Below are 18,497 nucleotides of genomic sequence, written 5' to 3'. Positions count from 1 at the left end.
GTCTCGCACCTCCGCTTTGTTTCTCGGCCAAGACACTGGGCTATTGGTTTGAAGACAGGTCAAAATCATATACTTTCTTATCCTGTAAAAAAGGAGCCGGTCAGCTCCTCTAGAACAGAATAAAGATGAGATTAAGCGAGTGTGTTTAATAATTGTTTTACCGCATCAGAAAGCTGTGCAGTACTCGTTTCTACGCGCTCTGTATCTTTTCGTGCGGCAAGCTCGACAATTTGCTCTGAAGCCCTTTTGCCGACAATGACTTGTACCGGACAGCCGATTAGTTCACTTTCAGCGAATTTAACGCCCGGCCGTTCTTTTCGATCGTCCCAAAGCACATCATAGCCTTCTTGAATGAATTGGCTGTAGAGTTGTTCCGATAAGGCCAACTGATCCTCTTTTTTGGGATTAACTGTTATTAAATGAATGGTGAATGGTGCCAGCGACTTAGGCCAAATCATGCCCTCATCATCATGATACTGCTCGCAGACTGCAGACAGCGTTCTTGAAATGCCAATGCCGTAACATCCCATGATCAGCGGCTTAGCCTTTCCATCAGTATCCAGATAAGTGGCGTTCATCGCTTCGGAATATTTGGTTCCAAGTTTAAAAACTTGTCCGATTTCGATGCCGCGAGCAAATTTAATGACACCACTTCCATCCGGAGATGGATCTCCTTCTTTAATGAAACGAAGATCATCGAAGGATTCAATTGGCAGATCACGTGATGGATCAAGATGGAAATAAGTGCTGTTTTCCGCTTGGTTATAATAAGCGGCGCGCGCCACATGTTTTAATCCATTGTCTGCAAAAACGCGTACCCCTTCTGCCGGGTGCATCGCATCTTCACTCGAACCGGTTATCAACTCAATCAAATCGGTCCCAAGAAGATTCTTCACCTTAACGTCGTTGATTTCATCGGAGGCTTTCAAAAACACAACCACACGTTCGGATCGAGTTTGGAACCAGTAAGCAGTGATTGCTTGATTTCCATCGACTTCTTGCTTACCTTCGACTTTTTCAAGAGGAAGCGTCTCGCCATCTTTCCCTTCTTCTTGATCAAGTACTGAGGCCATCTCCAAGTTTGCTGCATAATCAGAAGTATCCGAATAGGCAATTGTATCTTCACCAATTTCAGCAAGCGCCTGGAATTCATGCGTGTCCTTGCCGCCGATTGCTCCGGAATCTGCAAGAACTGCGCGAAACGTTAGTCCACAGCGTTCAAAAATTCTGCAATACGCATGGTACATCACCCAGTAGGTTTGATCCAGACTCTCAGCAGAATCATGAAAGGTATAGGCATCTTTCATAATAAATTCGCGACCGCGGAGCAGACCAAAACGCGGCCGTTTTTCGTCACGAAACTTCGTTTGAATTTGGTACAGGCTCATTGGCAGCTTTTTATACGTATTTAAATAATCACGCACAAGACTTGTGATTAATTCTTCACCGGTTGCACCAAGAGCGAAGAAACGGTTATGCCTGTCTTTTAGGCGCATCAATTCAGGACCATACACGTCCCATCGTCCGGTTTCATGCCATAATTCTGCTGGCTGCATCGCAGGCATAAGCAGTTCCTGAGAACCGGTACGATCCATTTCTTCGCGAATAATTGCCTCAATTTTTTTTATGATCTTATAACCAAGCGGAAGATAGGAATACACCCCGGAAGCATTTTGCCGTATGTAACCACCGCGCAGCAGCAAACGGTGACTGGCGGACTCGGCATCTGCCGGCGTTTCTTTCATCGTTGGAATAAACATTTGGCTTTGTTTCACTAATGACCACCTCAAATCGTTTCAGTCTTTTTTAGGAACATTGTTTTCATCTATCGTGTAAAGAGGTTTTGCAAATCGTTCCACGTGACAAGCAGCATCAAGATCATCAGAAATGCAAAACCAATAAAATGAACGAGTGCCTCTTTTTGTGGCTCAATCGGTTTGCCGCGTAAAGCTTCGAAAATGATGAACATGAGTCGACCGCCATCCAGTGCAGGAAGCGGCAGCAAATTAATCACCGCTAAATTGACACTTAAAAATGCCGTCCAATTCAAAACAAAGAATAAACCTTGTGAAACCACTGCTCCAGTCGCATTATATATGCCCACAGGACCTGCTAAATTGTTTAAATCAAATCCCCCGGAAATCAGCATTTTCAAACCAACGAATTCCATTTTTATCCAATAATAGGTTTGACTGAAACCTGCACCGATTGACGCAGCAAACGAATGAATCGTCGGCTGATATACGCCGATCATGCCTTCAGGCTTTCCATTGGCACCCTTCCGTTCGCCGGTCAGCAGTTCTATTTGCTGCTGCTCCCCATTTCGTTCAACGGTCATTTCGATCTTTTGCTTTGGATGTTTACTCACATATCCAGCAATATCTTGCCAACTCTTTATGCCCTGACCATCAATTTGCAGGATGCGGTCTCCTGACACTAATCCGTATTTCTGTGCAGAGTAGCCATCGATAACGGTTCCAAGCTGAGGCTGATTCGACGGTACGCCTTGAATACTGAAATAAATGATGAAGATAACAACTGCTAAGACCAGATTCATAAACGGACCGGCAAAAATCGTCAGAAAACGTGCGAGCAGCGGTTTTGATGCAAACTGCCGATCGTGGGGTGCAATTTGAAAATCCTGATGATCCGATACATAGGTTGCCTGACGGTCAATAGCGTACTGAATCAGTGGTCCATTTTCCTCTTCGTATCCTGATAAGTAGAGCTCCTTGTCAAGGTCGCAGTGTTCAACCGTTAGAAAGCGAGCATTCGGATATTTTTCAAGGTGGTCGCTGACAATCCGTGTCACCTGATTTCGATCGTTCAGGAAAATCCCGATACTTTGTCCAGGCTTGACCTCAAAAGTTTCCGGGTCTTCACCCGCCATGCGCACATACCCCCCGATTGGAAGCAAACGCAACGTATATACGGTTTCTCCTCTTTTAATCGCAAAGAGTTTCGGCCCGAAACCGATCGCGTACTCCCGGCACAAAATACCGGAGCGTTTTGCGACAATGAGATGACCGAGTTCATGGATTGAGACAAGCAGTCCGAAAATGATCACAACGATAATCAACGTTTCCACGAGAAGACACCTCTGTCTTTAGTTTATTTGCTCCTTGACAAAAGCGCGTGTTTCTTTGTCAACAGCTTCAATCGTTTTTAATTCAGGTGCTTTAATGACATGATGGTTGGTCAAAGCCATCTCCACATAGCGCTCAATATCCAGAAAGGTAATTTTCCCAGCTAAGAATGCCTGAACCGCTGTTTCATTCGCTGCATTCAATACGGTAGGCATCGAACCTCCCGTTTTCCCTGCATGATAAGCTAATGATACACATGGGAAGCGGTGCATGTCCATTTTTTGAAAATGCAAACTGCCGATTTCAGATAAATTCAACGTTTTCGTTTGCCTAAGTGTTAACCGGGAAGGATAAGTAAGGGCATACTGAATCGGAACGAGCATACTGGGACATCCCAGCTGTGCAATGACACTATGATCAGCATATTCAACTAATGAGTGAACAATACTCTCCCTGTGAATAACCGTATCAATTTTTTCATAGGGCAAATCAAACAGCCAGTGCGCTTCAATGATTTCCAAACCTTTATTCATCATCGTCGCCGAATCGATTGTAATCTTTGCGCCCATCGACCAGTTTGGGTGATTAAGGGCATCTTTAACCGTAACTCCAGCAAGTTCCTCGCGCGTTTTGTCTCTGAAACTTCCGCCAGATGCAGTAATGATAATGCGTGAAACAGCTGAGCGGTCCTGGCCTTGCATCGATTGAAAAATTGCCGAGTGTTCACTATCGACAGGCAAGATCGGAACGCCAAATTTTTTCGCACGTCTCATCACGAGATGTCCCGCCGTAACCAACGTTTCCTTGTTCGCAAGACCAATTGTTTTACCGGCTTCTATTGCTGCAAGTGTGGGCTCGAGGCCAATACTGCCGAGTACTGCGTTGACCAACAGATCACTGTCAGGATGAACAGCTGCTTCGATCATCCCTTCAATCCCGTAAACCAGACGAGTGGAAGGATCCAAGTGGATCTTCAATCGATCCGCCACCTGTTTATTTTTAACAGCGATCAAAGCAGGTTTAAACTCATGGATGAGTGGGAGTGCGGTTTGAATATTCTCGCCAAATGCCATTGCGACAAGTGCAAATTGATCCGGATGCTCGCGAAGAATTGCAAGCGTTTGGGTTCCTACCGATCCTGTGGCACCGAGCAAGCTGATTTTTTTCATCAACCATTCCTCCTCAAACAATGAATCCTAAAACGTAAAGCAAAGGGAGTACAAAAATCAAACTGTCAAAGCGGTCAAGCATGCCGCCATGACCCGGTAAAATCGTTCCTGAATCCTTGATATTATAGTAGCGTTTTATTGCAGATTCCACTAAATCACCGATCTGTCCAAACACGGAAATAACGAGACTGATTCCAATGAGGGTGGGCCAGGCCAGTGCCAATGCCGGACCCGCAATCCACTTAAACAGCAACGCAATCAAAACGGCGATAATTACCGCACCGATTGAGCCTTCTCGGGTTTTATTCGGACTGATTACAGGCGCAAGTTTACGCTTGCCAAATTTTCGACCAACGAAATAAGCGCCGCTGTCGGTTGTCCAAATCAAAACTTGTACGAGCAATACGAGAAGCAGACTGTCTAAACGGAGCCGAACCAGTAAATAGAATGGAATCCCTATGTAAAACACCGACAAGAAGAGGTACGCAGCGTTTGCAAATGTAAAAGCGGAACGTCGCAAGATCATCAGTGTCAGCATCAGCAGAACGAACAGCGCAGTCATTCTCATCCATAACCCATCTGCTAAAAATGAAGAACGACCGGCATTCAGAACAAGAGCGGCCACCGCCAGTCCGCCAAAGATAACTTCTGGAAAAGCAACATTCATTTTGCCCATTTTAACTAATTCGAGATAACTAATTACCGCAATAGCTGCAGCCAGCAAAGTGAAGGGCAAGGAACCGATGCAAAGAAGAACAAGATAAAAAGCACCTGCCAGTAAACCGGTTGTAATACGCTGTTTCAAGGATTTTCGCTTCCTTCCGCGAGCCCGCCGAATCTGCGCTGTCTGCTTGAAAATGCCCGAACAGCATCTTGAAGACTCTGCTCATTGAAGTCCGGCCAATACTCTTCCGAAAAATAAAGTTCCGTATAAGCAAGCTGCCATAACATAAAATTACTTAACCGGATCTCTCCACCGGTTCGAATCAAAAGGTCAGGATCGGGAAGCGCGGGACTGATCATATGATCGGCAATCATCTTTTCACTAATGTCCTCTGGGCTGTGTGCTTCGCGAATAATTTTTTTTACAGCTTGAACGATTTCAGCATGGCTGCCGTAATTCAAGGCAAAATTTAGGATCAAACCGCTGTTTGCCTTCGTCTTTTCAATTGCGTCATTTACCGCACTCAATGTATAGGTAGGAAGTCGGGATAAATCGCCCATTGCTTTCACTTGGACATTTTGTTCAATCAGTTCCTTTAAATAGGAATTCAAGAATTGCTGCGGTAGCTTCATTAAAAAGTCGACTTCTGCTTTCGGACGCTTCCAGTTTTCAGTAGAGAAAGCATATAAGGTGAGCACTTTAACACCTAAGCGATCCGCTTCCTTCGTCACCCGTTTTATGGTTTTCATTGCTTCACGATGACCGGCAACTCGCGGAAGCCCGCGTTTTTTTGCCCATCGACCGTTGCCGTCCATAATGATAGCCACATGGTTCGGTATGCTTATCGATTTTGTGTCTTCATGCTTCGGCATAGCCGTTTTTCCTTTATTTAAGGAAAACTTTTCAAACATTGATTTTCCCCCAGTACTGATGCTGCGTACCTTTGGATACAATCAACAGATCGTGCTGTCCGGTGCGCTGCCTGTTTGGTTGTGCCCCTTTAGATGTCCATCATTTCCTTTTCTTTGTCCGCTGCCAGTTGATCAATTGCTTTTATTGTTTCATTGGTCAACTTTTGAATATCATCCTCAGCTTCATGAACATCATCTTTTGTCAGTTCGTTGTTCTTGGCCATTTTTTTCACTTGATCGTTTGCATCGCGACGTACATTGCGCACTGCAATTTTTGCCTCTTCAGCCATTTTACGAACCAATTTCACCAAATCAGCACGCCTCTCCTCGGTCAAAGGTGGAATTGCAATGCGAATCACCTGACCGTCGTTCGTCGGTGTGATGCCAAGATCAGACTTGAGAATACCCTTTTCAATGTTAGGCAGTGCAGTCCGATCATAAGGTTGGATGAGCAGAAGCCGCGCTTCAGGAACCGTGATTGAGGCAACCTGATTCAGTGGTGTTTCTGCTCCGTAATACTCAACCGTTACCTTATTTAGTAACGAAGGGTTCGCTCTTCCTGCGCGCACCGTTACTAATTCGCGCTGAAATGCTTTAACCGCTTTACCCATTCGTTCTTGTGCATCTTTAAAAAGCTCTGTTTGAGCCATGAGTTATCGCCCCTTTACAACTGTGCCGATATCTTCGCCAAGCACAGCACGTTTAATATTTCCTTCTTCTGATAATGAGAAAACAACAAGCGGAATATCATTATCCATGCTAAGCGATGAAGCCGTAGAATCCATGACTTGAAGCCCTTCATTCAGAACACGCAAATAGGAAATTTCCTTATATTTCTTCGCACTTTTATCGACTTTTGGATCCGCTGAATACACACCGTCAACATTATTTTTTGCCATCAAGATCACGTCTGCTTCAATTTCAGCCGCTCGCAGCGCCGCTGTTGTATCCGTTGAAAAATAAGGATTGCCTGTTCCCGCGGCAAAAATAACGACACGCCCCTTTTGCAGATGTCGGATGGCGCGTCTGCGAATATAAGGTTCAGCAACCTGCCTCATTTCGATTGAGGTTTGTACACGCGTTTCAACACCGATTCCTTCAAGACAATCCTGCAAAGCAAGTGCGTTGAGTACCGTCGCAAGCATCCCCATATAATCAGCCTGTGCACGATCCATTCCCATTTCGCTGCCTGCTTTTCCTCTCCAGATGTTTCCAGCACCGCAAACAATGGCAACTTCTACACCGAGATCGACAACTTCCTTTACTTGCTTCGTAATCGATCGAATCACGCTTGGTTCGATGCCGAAACCGCCTGTACCTGCAAGGGCTTCTCCACTTAATTTTAAAATGACCCGCTTATAAATTGCCTTTTTCGGCATGCTCCTGCACCTCTCGTTAGATGATTTTTAGAAAACTTGGCTTTGCCAAGCCTCTGGCGAAGGCAAAGGCTTAGTTGCACTTACACTCGTTTCCTTAAATCTTTTATTTTCTTACTTTCTTACCAGTGTAAAAAATGGGACACGTTACCCGTGCCCCATTGTGATTTCTTGCTCTGTTTCATCGGGTGTTGAAAACCGCATCGGCGGTTTTATGACGGTTGTTAAATCGATCGTCGTTCAACAGCACCTTACAGGCGCAATTATTGTTTCATCTGTGCTTTTACTTCATCAACAAAGTTATCTTCTTTCTTTTCAATGCCTTCGCCGACTTCAAAACGCACGAATGAAAGAACATCCGCATTCTTGCTCTTCAAATATTCTTTAACGGTCACATCACCGTCTTTAACAAACGGCTGGTCCACTAGACAGATTTCTTTGAAAAATTTTTTCAATCGTCCACCAACCATTTTTTCAACAATATTGGCCGGTTTGCCTTCGCCAAGTGCTTCTTGTGTCAGCACTTCTTTTTCATGAGCAACAACGTCAGCTGGGATCTGATCTTCTGTCAGATATTGCGGACGAATTGCCGCAACATGCATGGCAACATCCTTTGCTGCCGTCGCATCAGAACCTGTTAATTTCGTCAGAGCGGCGATACGACCACCCATGTGCAGGTAGGAACCGAAAACTTGATCATCGGTCTTCGTCTCAACTGCAAAACGGCGTAAGCTGATCTTTTCGCCAATTTTAGAAATAGCGGAAGTAATCAAGTCGTCAACAGTAACTCCTGAAGCGGTCTTCTGAGTCAGCGCTTCTTCAACAGAGGCTGGCTCTTTGTCGAGAATGTGTTGTGCTAATGTATCAATCAAGACTTTGAATTCTGCATTTTTCGCAACAAAATCGGTTTCCGAGTTGACCTCAAGAGCAACGGCCTTGTTACCGTCGATTTTGATTTCAGCCAAACCTTCGGCAGCGACACGCCCGGATTTCTTAGCAGCTTTTGCCATTCCTTTTTCACGAAGTACGTCGATCGCTTTCTTGATATCGCCTTCTGTTTCTGCGAGTGCGCGTTTGCAATCCATAATCCCTGCACCCGTCAGTTCACGTAATTCTTTTACTTGCTTTGCACTAATTGCAGCCAATGGGAATCCTCCTTTGATGGTGAAGCTGTTTGTTTTCGTGAAAAGAGTGATAAAGGGCTAGCCCCTTATCACCCCATTAAGTCTTGACTTGCTCTTTATTCCGCTTTAACCGGCTCTTCTTCAACTTTTTCAGTTTGTTCCGGTTGAGCTGAAGCTTCTTCTGTTTCTTCGCCTTGATTAGCTTCTAAAACAGCATCCGCCATTTTTCCAGTGAGTAATTTCACAGCACGAATTGCATCATCGTTACCTGGAATGATTACATCGATTTCATCCGGATCGCAGTTTGTATCAACAATTGCGATGATCGGAATATTCAACTTGTGTGCTTCGGCAATCGCGATCCGTTCTTTGCGCGGATCGATAACAAAAAGTGCTTGTGGAAGACTTTCCATATCTTTGATGCCGCCCAAGAATTTTTCAAGACGTGCCAATTCTTTTTTAAGACCAACAACTTCTTTTTTAGGGAGTACATCAAATGTACCGTCTTCTTGCATTTTTTCGATATCTTTCAAACGTTTGATCCGTTTTTTTATCGTCTCGAAGTTGGTCAGTGTACCGCCGAGCCAACGTTGATTTACATAGTACTGACCGGAACGTTCTGCTTCCGCTTTTACAGAATCTTGTGCTTGTTTCTTTGTACCAACGAAAAGAATTTTCCCGCCGTCAGCCGCAATATCTCTGACGAAGTTGTATGCTGCTTCGACTTTTCGTACGGTTTTCTGAAGATCGATAATGTAGATACCGTTTCTTTCCGTAAAAATATACGGCTTCATTTTTGGATTCCAGCGACGTGTTTGGTGACCGAAATGAACACCGGATTCCAGTAATTGTTTCATTGAAATAACTGCCATGAATGTGTTGCCTCCTAATTATGGTTTTATTCCTCCGTCCATGTCATTTTCGTGTGCGACTGAGCATGGCGCTCAGCACCCGCGCATAAATCAACAGACGTGTGTGATTGACACCAAACGTAACTATATCATACTCTGCAGTGCATGGCAAGATTCGATTAATTTTTTCCATGCATTCGGAGCAGAAGTTCAATCTCGCCTTTTCCGCGTTTCATTTTTTTGGCGATTTCTGTAATTGATTTCCCATCTTCTTTAAGTTTCATTGCCTGAACATAGGGGGACTCTTCGATATGATCTTGGATCGAATCAATCGGCGGCATCCATTCATGCTCTGGCTCACTTCCGGTTTGTTTTTTGGAGGCCAATTCCTGATCCTCATTGACACGATTCAGGACGGTTTCAAACGTTTTTTCTTTTACTTTCTCACTATTTTTTGCGCTGCTGCTTGTTTTGGGAGCAGTCACAATCGGTTTTCCGCTCTGATCCTGACCGGCTGCGCGCGTTTCCGTGCGCACATTCATGACAAGTTCCTGAACCGCTTCAAGAAACTGCTCATTCTCATGGCGCACCGCTTGAATATGCTCGGCAAGCAGTTGTTCGGACTCCTGCACATTTTGTTCTGAAAGCGTCTTTTGCAGCACTTTAATTCTTTGATACAGATAGAGGATAAGATAAAAAGCCAAAAGAAGCAGCACGAAATTCAACGTAATCCAAAATGCTGACAATGCATTCACCCCGCTTTACATGATGATTAAGCATAATGTTCTTTTCCAGTTAAATAGTTGCGTAATTTAAGCAGCGCTTTACTGTGGATTTGTGAGATTCGAGATGTAGAGAGATTCAACACTTGCCCGATCTCAGTTAAAGTCAGTTCTTCATAATAGAAAAGAGAAACCACGAGACGCTCTTTCTCATTGAGTTTGTCGATTTCCTTTGCAAGCTGCGCATGTCGTTCTTCTTCAAGGACATGTTCTTCCGGAGAATCGGAACGTGTATCTTCAATTGCATTCGCACCAGACTCTCCATTATCTGAACCCCCGTCATCAAGAGACAGCAAGTTTGAAAACAAACTCTCCGATACAACCTGCGACACTTCATTAACCGTCATTTTACACAGTTTTGCAACCTCTTCAAGGGTAGCGGAACGCATCTGATTTTGCTCAATCTTCTCGACTGCTTTCTCAATTCTTTTGCTCTTCTCACGCATTGATCGCGGCATCCAGTCCGCTTTGCGCAGCCCGTCCAAGATGGCCCCGCGGATGCGAAACGATGCATAGGTATCAAATTTCAGGTCCCGATTGCGATCAAATTTCTCTAGGGCATCGTAGAGACCGAGCAGTGCAAAGCTTTGCAACTCTTCCCTGTCCACATTGCGCGGCAATCCGGCACCAATCCGCTGCACATGATACGTTACAAGGGGCATATAGATTTCCAGAAGACAATTTGCTGCCTTTCGGTCATGAGACTGAATCCAGCGCTCCCAATAAATGGATTCCAAAGCTTCTGATTTTTCCAGTTCTCTCCCCTCCTTTGAACGATCTTAGATCAAATGGCTGCCTCGAAACAGGGCGTGAATGGCCAGCCTGCAAGAATCGCAAAAAAATTCAACCGTTCTGCCGTAATCTTTACCAATTTCTTCGCTAATAATCGGTATATGAAAATCGCTTAGCTGCGCTTTGACAGCCTCGATATTTCGCTTTCCTATACTCTCCATGGATAGAACTCGAGTGGTTCGGAACATTTCTGCTCCTCCGGCCATTTTTGCCTTCAGCTCAGAGATCGGGCAATGATAATATTCTGTCAGCTTTGTCACAAGCATCGGTATTGCCGTATCTGCATATTTTCCTGGCGGATAGATCGTTGATCGAGCGAATGATGAATCAGGCAGCATAACATGAGCCATCCCCGCAGTTTGTGTTTGCTGATGATAGATCACGACTCCGACACAAGAACCTAAACCAAGTGTTTTTAAAGACTCTGGATGGATGGCAAACTTGATTTCCGAGATTCCAACATGAATCACTGAGAAAACTTCCCTTCAACCCGCTCGAAAATAACATCCAGAGAATCGGGCAGTGGCAGAAATAAAAATTCTCCATTCAACTGATGCCCTTTTTGCCGATCAAAAACAACGGCATCAATGAGCAGTGCAAACTCATCATAGAGTGATAATTCAACGAGTCCTTCACTCAATATTGCCCCAGCCATATCCACCGAAATAACTGGAGGGGATTGAATAAACGTGACATTCAAAAATGAAGCAAGCGCCGACAGATAGGAGCCGCAAAGAATATTGCTGACTTCATAAAATGCCGATCTGCCAATCCCATCATCGCAAATATTGCCCTGAGGAACAAGCTCCTCAATCAGCATATTTGCCTGATCAATGGCAAACATGACGAAAAAGTAGCCTTTGATTCTGCCTTTTACTTGGATCAATGAAGCGGCAACCTGTTGTTCTGCTTTCCCGTTAATCAGCTCAGCAATAGACTGCAAGCGTACGGACGGAATGCACAGATCGATCGGCTTCTTTAACATCATGGATAGTGAAGTCGCAGCATGCGATGCACCAATGTTTGCTGATTCTTTTAGCAAGTCGAGATGTCGACCGTCAAGCTGATTCAGATGGTTCATGCTTCGTCTCCGATTGCACGTAAAGCGGCAACATCATTTTGGTTCAGCACCTGTTTCAGATTCAATAACAGCAATAATTGATCTTCACCGATCTTCGCCACAGCGCTCAGGTATTCTGCCGATGACCCACCGATCATTTCCGGTGTCTGTTCCAGCTGGTCCGCATCGATATCCAGTACCTCTTTTGATGAATCAACCAACAAGCCCACACTCATCTCATCTTGCTCAACAACAATAATTCGGCTTTCAGGTGTGATCTTAGAATGCCCCATTTGAAAGCGTTCACGTACATCAATAATCGGCGTAATAATACTGCGCAAATTCATCACACCTTTTACGAAAGAAGCTGCATTAGGAAGACGCGTGATACCGTCGACCTTCTCAATAGACAACACTTGTTCAACCGGAACGCCGTAGGTTTCACCGTTCATTTCAAACAAAATTACTTTTAGTTGCTTCTCCTGACTCGTCATCGGTTTTCCTCCTTAAGCTCTTTCCTTAATGGTTTTATTGGTTTCAATCAGTCTCTGACAATCAATAATTAGTGCAGCTCGTCCATCACCAAGAATGGTCGTTCCTGAGAATCCCGGTACCTTCTCAAGATATTTTCCGAGTGGTTTTACGACAACATCTTGATAGCCAAGCAGTTGGTCCGCCGTCAAAGCCACCTTCTTATCACCATGGCTGAGTATCACAACCGCACCCCTATTTTCTGAACCCTCCCGTTTATCGGTTTTACGGTCAGGAACGGCAAAGTAATCAGCAAGTGAAACAAGGGGGATGACGCTTTCGCGATAGTCCATGACGGTTTGATCGTGGATGGTAAAGGTTTTAACCTGCCGTTTTAATGCCGTTTCTGTGATGGACGTGATTGGTACGGCATAAACTTCCTCACCGGTTTGAATGAGCAGCGCATTAATAATCGATAAGGTCATCGGTAATTTCACCGTAAATGTGGTGCCTTGATCGGGAGCTGAGACCACTTCAACGGTTCCATTGAGTGATTGAATTTTGCTTTCAACGACATCCAAGCCTACACCTCGTCCGGAAATATCGGAGATTTTATCGGCAGTACTGAATCCTGAGGCAAAGAGCAAATGATCAATCTGATTTTCGGTCATTGTACGCGCTTCTTCCTCTGTCACCACATTTTTCTCAATTGCTTTGTCAAGCACTTTTTCTCTGTTAATCCCAGCGCCGTCATCCTTGATCTCAACAATAACTTGATTTCCATTGTAATAAGCAGCAAGGGTTAACGTCCCTTCTGGGTTCTTCCCTTTTGCCTCTCGTACGGCGGGCAGTTCGATGCCATGGTCCATCGAATTGCGGATCATGTGCATCAGTGGATCGCCAAGTTCTTCGATTACCGTTCGATCCAGTTCGGTATCCCCGCCCTTCACAACGAAATTAACCTTCTTATTTAGTTCCTTTGAAAGACTGCGTACCAATCTTGGAAAACGATTGAAAACCTGTTCAATTGGCTCCATTCTTAAGTTGAGCAGCGTCTCTTGCATTTGATTCGTCACACGCTTGATTTTTTCCACTGTATCGCTTAAATCAGAATGATGATTGTCAGAAGCAACCCGTTCAAGGCGCCCGCGATCAATCATAAGCTCCTCAAATAAATTCATTAATTGATCAATACGGTCAAGATTTACCCGCAACGTTTTCGCGACGGCAACCGGCTTTTTCACGGCCGCAGCGGATGTACGCGACGTTTGATCGCGTTTCTTTTCAGTCGCTACGGTTTGCTGTTTTTGCGGTGCACGTTGTTCTTCTATTTCCGAAATAGACGACACGTCAAGAGCAGCGACTTCCGAGATTGTTTCGATCTTGTGCTTGAGTTTCTGCTCATCGCACGCAACTGCTGCAAGGTAAACCAGTTTTTGATCAAATTCTTCTTTTTCGATCGCTTCAGTTGCAGGCCGCGTAGCAAGGATTGTCCCTTCTTCCTCCAAAGCATTAGCAATCATATAGGCGCGCGCAGCTTTCAACACACAATCCTTATTCAAGGTCACTTGTATTTCATAGACCTTTAAATTTTGGTCAAGCGCTTGTTTCACGTATGCTTTTTCATAGTCTTCCAGTTTCAAAAAATGTGCTTGGGGATCGTTTTGCTGCTTCATTGCCCCATCATTTGAAGACTTGACCGTTTCCGATTTTGATGTATCCTTTTTCCCCGTAAGCGCTTCAAGCTGTTTTTTCGTCTCCGCTACATCACGTGCATCCGATCCGCTTTGTTCAATTGAATCGATCATCGCTGCTAAATGGTCCAATCCTTCAAAAAGAACATCGACCATGTCCGCAGATGCCGTAATCTTTTTGTTACGCAATGCATCGAATACATTCTCCATAGTATGGGTGAGTTCCATCATGTTGTTAAAGCCCATTTGTCCGGAACTTCCTTTTAGCGTGTGAGCGGATCGAAAAATGCTGTTCAGAAGTTCTGAATCATCCGAATGCTCTTCAAGCGTCATGAGCTGATCATTAAGATTCTGCAGATGTTCCCTTGCTTCATCAAGAAATATACCTAAGTATTGACTCATATCCATGCTTAATCGTCTCCCCGTAATCCGAATTGTCTACAGATCGTATCGGCAATATGGTAAATAGGCTGTATCTCATTCACGCGACCTGTCTCGATTGCTGCTTTCGGCATGCCGAACACGGTGCAAGTCTCTTCCGATTCAGCAATCGTATGTACCTGTTTTCCTGCTTCGCATAACTCAAGAATACCTTTCGCACCATCTTTGCCCATACCGGTCAACAGCGCAACGATAAACGAATACCCTTGCAATTGGACAAGTGAGCGCAAGGTGACGTCAATCGATGGACGAACGCCGTTAACTGGGGGGCTTGAAGACAAGTCGACGCAAAGATGATTCTGTTCATTGCAGCTGACGCATAAGTGCAGGCCGCCTGGAGCGACGTATACATGCCCCTTTTTCAGAATTTCTCCGTTCACCGCTTCCTTTACCGGTAGTTTAGCATATCGATTTAGCCGGTCGGCAAGCGACTTTGTAAATTTGGGCGGCATATGTTGGACGATCAAAATTGGCGCAGGCAAATGCTCACTCAACTGTGGAATAACCGCTTGCAAAGCCTTCGGACCTCCTGTTGAAGAGCCAATGATAATAAGCTGTGAATGACTTTGAACGCCTCCGGAACTGCTCAGGTCTTCCCGCTGGTATACTTGTGCCGCATTGTTTGTTCTCTTCCTCACTGTCACTGATTCTGCTGCCTGCTTGATCTTTACCTGCAGTTCTGTTTCAATACGTGCAATATCGGCCGGTTTTCCTGAGGGCTTGCATATAAAATCAAAAGCGCCGCTGCTGATTGCCTCAATGACGTAGTTTATCGTTTCATTTGACGCTCCGCTTAACATAATGGTTGGCGTTGGTCTTGTGCTCATAATCTCATGCAGTACTGCTAACCCGTCCCTGTCTCCAGGTAAGATAATATCAAGCGTGATGACATCCGGCTTGAAACGGATCACTTTTTCCAACGCATCCGCACCGTTCCGAGCCGTAGCAACGACTTGCAGCACCGGATCCTCTTCAATCATTGCTTTGATCGTTTGACGCATAAATGCAGAATCATCCACAACCAGCACTTTGATTTGCTTCATCTCTGATGCCTCCCAATTCGTGCTAAATACTCTCTGACTTTATCTCCGAATGTACGCTCATGCGCAGTAAATACCTTCTGTCCGGATTGTACAAGAAAAGAACGGGCAAGTAATCGCATTTGTACGCTGTAGCCTGCCTTAGGAAAACTGCGCATGCACGGTTTTTGACGACGCACGGATAGAGACAGTTCATCATCTTTTTGCAGCGAAGCAAGCCATGACGGCGACGCGCCTAAAAAACGAGCGGATGTTGAGGACAGGCGCCGCCACGTCTTCATTCCTTCACGCCGATCCAAGGTTTGATTCACAACAGCCATAATCTGCAAATCTTGTTTTATCGTGTAAACCATTTTCATCAAGGAATAACTGTCGGCGATTGCCGGTGGTTCAGGCGTTGTGACAAGAATCATGCGATCAACGGCTAGCAGAAAATGCAGCAGATCCTCCGACGCACCGGCGCCAAAATCAAAGAGAATAAAATCATACTGAGCTCTTGCCATTTGAAGCTGCGTAATGAATTGATTCAGATACTCAGGGTTTAGTCGAAACAATGAACCAAGACCTGTACCGCCGGCGATAAAAGACACTTGTGAACTCACCTGCACACAAACATTCTGAAACGAGGATTGATGCTGCAGTGCATCGACAATGTTTAAATGCGCGGCTTGTCCCATCAGTTGCTCGATATTCCCCATACCTACATCGAGATCAATAATTAACACCTTTTTCCCGAGCTCACCAAGCGCCCATGAAAAATTGACACAAAAAACGGATTTACCGACACCGCCTTTACCACTGGCAATGCCAATCACTTGTGCTGTCTTGGTGTCACGTTTTTCATGAAAAATGCGCATTCTCAAATTTTCTGCTTGATCATTGACCATCTGAACCACCCAATAAATGATTAATCAAATTCCCAACATGCGCTTTCTGAAGGTCATCCGGAACTTCTTGACCATTTGTCATATAAGCAAGGTTTAATCGTGGATGTTGCAGCAAAATACTGATCAATGTGCCGTAAGTTGCAGTTTCATCAACCTTTGTAACGATAAGTTGTGACACATGAAGCGACTCAAACTGATGAATGACTCGGTTCAAATCTTCGTATTTGGCCGTTGCAGCTAAAACTAAATACATGTTTATCTGTCGCTCTGCTTTAAGAAATTGCAACAGCTCCGCAATGTACACACTGTTTTGAAAGTTCCTCCCTGCGGTGTCAATGAACACATAATCGTACTTGGCAAACCGTTGCAGCAATTCATTAAAATCTTGCTCCGTATAAGCGGTTTCCATGGGTGCCTCGAGAATATTCGCATACATTTTCAGCTGATCAACAGCTGCGATTCGATACGTATCTGCCGTTATAAAGGCTACTTTCTTCCCCTCTTCCAGGACGGCGCGGCTGGCAAGTTTCGCCAAGGTTGTTGTCTTGCCGACACCGGTTGGTCCAACCAGCATCATGTACTTGCCGTTTAAATGAGACGTGTGTATAGGTTCCGCGTTTAGCCGCTGCAGCAATTCATCGTACAGCACTTTTTTGGCTTCATCACCGCTCATCTGTTCGTCACTCTGATACCATTTTTTAACCAATCCCTGAAGCAACTGCTCTGCATGCGGCCACTGCACACTTTGATTGAGCAACAGATCTTGGATCGATTTAAGCCATTGCGGTACAGAAAAAAGACGATCGACCTTCTCATCCAATTTTTTATAAGGCATTGGCCTTAAGACTGCATCTCGATTGAGGGGTTTAGTCTCCTTAGTCTTTACTTCGGTTTCACGTCTCATTTTATTAAATGAAGATTCCGTATCCGGATCACTCGCCGCAAAAACTTCAACATGTTCTTTTTTAAATAGATTGAAAAACTTGCCGTTAGCCACTTTCTTTGTATGAAAGATGACCGCATTATCGCCAAGTTCTTGTTTTACTTTTTCAATGGCTTGCGCCATCGTTGGTGCAATAATTTTTTTCATTTTCATGCCGCATTCAGCACCCCAATGCTTTGTACTTCTACATTTGTCTCTAGTTCATTGTAAGAGAGCACGCGAATGGTTGGGAAATAACGTTCGGTTAATTGATGAACATACATACGCACCGCAGGCGAGCATAGAATGACCGGATCACTCTCAAGATCCGACCATTTATCAACTAATGCATGCAAGTTTTTCAGAACCTGACCGGTCGTTGTCCCATCTAAAGCGAGAAAATTTCCATGTTCGGTTTTCTGAACCGATTCAGACAGTTTTCGTTCGAGATCTGGACTCAGAGTTAGAACTTTAAGCGTTTCTCCAGGCTTAGCAAATTGTTCTGTGATCTGACGAGACAATGCCTGCCGAACATATTCGGTCAACAAGCCCGTTTCTTTTGTCATCTGACCATAGTCTGCTAATGTCTCAAAGATCAAAGGCAGATTGCGAATCGATAGATTTTCTTTTAACAAATTTACGAGTACCTTCTGCACGTCACCTAGAGACAGCGGATCCGGAATTACGGCTTCGACAAGTGCCGGATAGTGTTCTTTCAAATGGTCAACTAATTGCTTTGTCTCTTGTCTGCCTACCAACTCACAGGCATGACGACGCAATACTTCTGTCAGATGAGTCGAGACAACCGATGGCGGATCAACCACGGTATACCCTGCAAGCTCTGCTTGATCCTTTGTTGCTTCATCGATCCACAAGGCTTTTAGCCCAAAGGCCGGTTCAACCGTCTCAATGCCTTTAATGGCGGGATCATCAACCCCCGGACTCATTGCAAGATAATGGTCGGGGAGCAGCGAACCCTTGGCAACTTCGCTTCCATTGATTTTTATGCGATAGCTGTTCGGATCCAGCTGAATATTATCCCGAATACGGACAACCGGCAGAACAAACCCAAGTTCCAACGCAAGCTGCCGACGGATCATCACGATACGATCGAGCAAGTCCCCCCCTTGTGTATTATCGAGGCCGCTGAAAAACTGTCGATTTTTTGATCTGAGAATTCTGGTTGGCGCAAAAAAGGACCACTTTTCGTCTGCGTTTTGACAAAAA

General features: G+C 44.8%; 19 protein-coding genes. All 19 read right to left on the bottom strand.

Going from position 1 to position 18,497, the window contains the following annotated elements:
* Window positions 1-131: 131 nt before the first annotated feature.
* On the bottom strand, window positions 132-1,775 hold the full coding sequence (locus AA84_RS0111190; protein ID WP_028977272.1) for a proline--tRNA ligase: 1,644 nt from the start codon (window positions 1,773-1,775) through the stop codon (window positions 132-134).
* 50 nt (window positions 1,776-1,825) lie between these two features.
* The gene (rseP, locus tag AA84_RS0111185) at window positions 1,826-3,088 is read right to left on the bottom strand and encodes an RIP metalloprotease RseP (protein WP_028977271.1); all 1,263 of its coding nucleotides are present in this window, start codon (window positions 3,086-3,088) and stop codon (window positions 1,826-1,828) included.
* A gap of 18 nt (window positions 3,089-3,106) precedes the next feature.
* Window positions 3,107-4,255 carry a 1-deoxy-D-xylulose-5-phosphate reductoisomerase gene (gene dxr, locus AA84_RS0111180; protein ID WP_028977270.1) on the bottom strand — a complete coding sequence of 383 codons (1,149 nt, stop codon included), beginning with the start codon at window positions 4,253-4,255 and terminating at the stop codon, window positions 3,107-3,109.
* A 13-nt stretch (window positions 4,256-4,268) separates the two neighbouring features.
* Window positions 4,269-5,060, bottom strand: a complete 792-nt coding sequence (locus AA84_RS0111175) for a phosphatidate cytidylyltransferase (RefSeq protein ID WP_028977269.1) — start codon at window positions 5,058-5,060, stop codon at window positions 4,269-4,271.
* On the bottom strand, window positions 5,057-5,830 hold the full coding sequence (locus tag AA84_RS0111170; protein ID WP_028977268.1) for an isoprenyl transferase: 774 nt from the start codon (window positions 5,828-5,830) through the stop codon (window positions 5,057-5,059). Before AA84_RS0111170 ends, AA84_RS0111175 begins: the two co-directional genes overlap by 4 nt.
* An 89-nt stretch (window positions 5,831-5,919) precedes the next feature.
* The gene (frr, locus tag AA84_RS0111165; protein ID WP_028977267.1) at window positions 5,920-6,480 is read right to left on the bottom strand and encodes a ribosome recycling factor; all 561 of its coding nucleotides are present in this window, start codon (window positions 6,478-6,480) and stop codon (window positions 5,920-5,922) included.
* Between the two features lie 3 nt (window positions 6,481-6,483).
* Entirely contained in the window at window positions 6,484-7,209 is a 726-nt protein-coding gene (pyrH, locus tag AA84_RS0111160) for a UMP kinase (protein WP_010026100.1), read from the bottom strand.
* A gap of 260 nt (window positions 7,210-7,469) precedes the next feature.
* On the bottom strand, window positions 7,470-8,351 hold the full coding sequence (gene tsf / locus AA84_RS0111155) for a translation elongation factor Ts (protein ID WP_028977266.1): 882 nt from the start codon (window positions 8,349-8,351) through the stop codon (window positions 7,470-7,472).
* Window positions 8,352-8,446: 95 nt separating this feature from the next.
* Entirely contained in the window at window positions 8,447-9,202 is a 756-nt protein-coding gene (gene rpsB, locus AA84_RS0111150; RefSeq protein WP_028977265.1) for a 30S ribosomal protein S2, read from the bottom strand.
* Window positions 9,203-9,360: 158 nt separating this feature from the next.
* Window positions 9,361-9,927, bottom strand: coding sequence for a DUF6115 domain-containing protein (locus AA84_RS0111145; protein WP_028977264.1), 567 nt, complete (start codon window positions 9,925-9,927; stop codon window positions 9,361-9,363).
* Between the two features lie 26 nt (window positions 9,928-9,953).
* Window positions 9,954-10,700, bottom strand: a complete 747-nt coding sequence (locus AA84_RS0111140; protein ID WP_223362480.1) for a FliA/WhiG family RNA polymerase sigma factor — start codon at window positions 10,698-10,700, stop codon at window positions 9,954-9,956.
* A gap of 42 nt (window positions 10,701-10,742) precedes the next feature.
* Window positions 10,743-11,225, bottom strand: coding sequence for a chemotaxis protein CheD (locus AA84_RS0111135; RefSeq protein ID WP_028977262.1), 483 nt, complete (start codon window positions 11,223-11,225; stop codon window positions 10,743-10,745).
* Window positions 11,222-11,836: a chemotaxis protein CheC gene (locus tag AA84_RS0111130; RefSeq protein ID WP_028977261.1), complete on the bottom strand. Its 615-nt coding sequence runs from the start codon at window positions 11,834-11,836 to the stop codon at window positions 11,222-11,224. Before AA84_RS0111130 ends, AA84_RS0111135 begins: the two co-directional genes overlap by 4 nt.
* The gene (locus AA84_RS0111125) at window positions 11,833-12,309 is read right to left on the bottom strand and encodes a chemotaxis protein CheW (protein WP_028977260.1); all 477 of its coding nucleotides are present in this window, start codon (window positions 12,307-12,309) and stop codon (window positions 11,833-11,835) included. The genes AA84_RS0111130 and AA84_RS0111125 overlap by 4 nt, the downstream gene beginning before the upstream one ends.
* Before the next feature lie 12 nt (window positions 12,310-12,321).
* On the bottom strand, window positions 12,322-14,388 hold the full coding sequence (locus tag AA84_RS0111120) for a chemotaxis protein CheA (RefSeq protein WP_028977259.1): 2,067 nt from the start codon (window positions 14,386-14,388) through the stop codon (window positions 12,322-12,324).
* 2 nt (window positions 14,389-14,390) lie between these two features.
* On the bottom strand, window positions 14,391-15,464 hold the full coding sequence (locus AA84_RS0111115) for a protein-glutamate methylesterase/protein-glutamine glutaminase (protein WP_028977258.1): 1,074 nt from the start codon (window positions 15,462-15,464) through the stop codon (window positions 14,391-14,393).
* A complete protein-coding gene (locus AA84_RS0111110) occupies window positions 15,461-16,348 on the bottom strand; it encodes a P-loop NTPase (protein WP_028977257.1) in 888 nt (295 codons plus the stop codon). Before AA84_RS0111110 ends, AA84_RS0111115 begins: the two co-directional genes overlap by 4 nt.
* Window positions 16,338-17,438, bottom strand: a complete 1,101-nt coding sequence (locus AA84_RS0111105; RefSeq protein WP_160168725.1) for a flagellar biosynthesis protein FlhF — start codon at window positions 17,436-17,438, stop codon at window positions 16,338-16,340. The genes AA84_RS0111110 and AA84_RS0111105 overlap by 11 nt, the downstream gene beginning before the upstream one ends.
* A gap of 2 nt (window positions 17,439-17,440) precedes the next feature.
* Window positions 17,441-18,497 (bottom strand): flagellar biosynthesis protein FlhA (locus tag AA84_RS17715; protein ID WP_236628085.1); only part of this gene is annotated, 1,057 nt, incomplete at its 5' end.

The organism is Sporolactobacillus terrae DSM 11697 (genome assembly GCF_000648615.1).
In the GTDB taxonomy this organism is placed as follows: Bacteria; Bacillota; Bacilli; order Bacillales; family Sporolactobacillaceae; genus Sporolactobacillus; species Sporolactobacillus terrae.
This window is presented reverse-complemented; position numbering and strand designations above follow the sequence as displayed.

Coding starts and splice junctions, on each gene's coding strand:
- dxr (WP_028977270.1), bottom strand. CDS start 4,255: ATGAAAAAAATCAGCTTGCTCGGTGCCACAGGATCGGTAGGAACCCAA.
- AA84_RS0111170 (WP_028977268.1), bottom strand. CDS start 5,830: ATGTTTGAAAAGTTTTCCTTAAATAAAGGAAAAACGGCTATGCCGAAG.
- frr (WP_028977267.1), bottom strand. CDS start 6,480: ATGGCTCAAACAGAGCTTTTTAAAGATGCACAAGAACGAATGGGTAAA.
- pyrH (WP_010026100.1), bottom strand. CDS start 7,209: ATGCCGAAAAAGGCAATTTATAAGCGGGTCATTTTAAAATTAAGTGGA.
- rpsB (WP_028977265.1), bottom strand. CDS start 9,202: ATGGCAGTTATTTCAATGAAACAATTACTGGAATCCGGTGTTCATTTC.
- AA84_RS0111130 (WP_028977261.1), bottom strand. CDS start 11,836: ATGAACCATCTGAATCAGCTTGACGGTCGACATCTCGACTTGCTAAAA.
- AA84_RS0111125 (WP_028977260.1), bottom strand. CDS start 12,309: ATGACGAGTCAGGAGAAGCAACTAAAAGTAATTTTGTTTGAAATGAAC.
- AA84_RS0111120 (WP_028977259.1), bottom strand. CDS start 14,388: ATGGATATGAGTCAATACTTAGGTATATTTCTTGATGAAGCAAGGGAA.
- AA84_RS0111115 (WP_028977258.1), bottom strand. CDS start 15,464: ATGAAGCAAATCAAAGTGCTGGTTGTGGATGATTCTGCATTTATGCGT.
- AA84_RS0111110 (WP_028977257.1), bottom strand. CDS start 16,348: ATGGTCAATGATCAAGCAGAAAATTTGAGAATGCGCATTTTTCATGAA.
- AA84_RS0111105 (WP_160168725.1), bottom strand. CDS start 17,438: ATGAAAAAAATTATTGCACCAACGATGGCGCAAGCCATTGAAAAAGTA.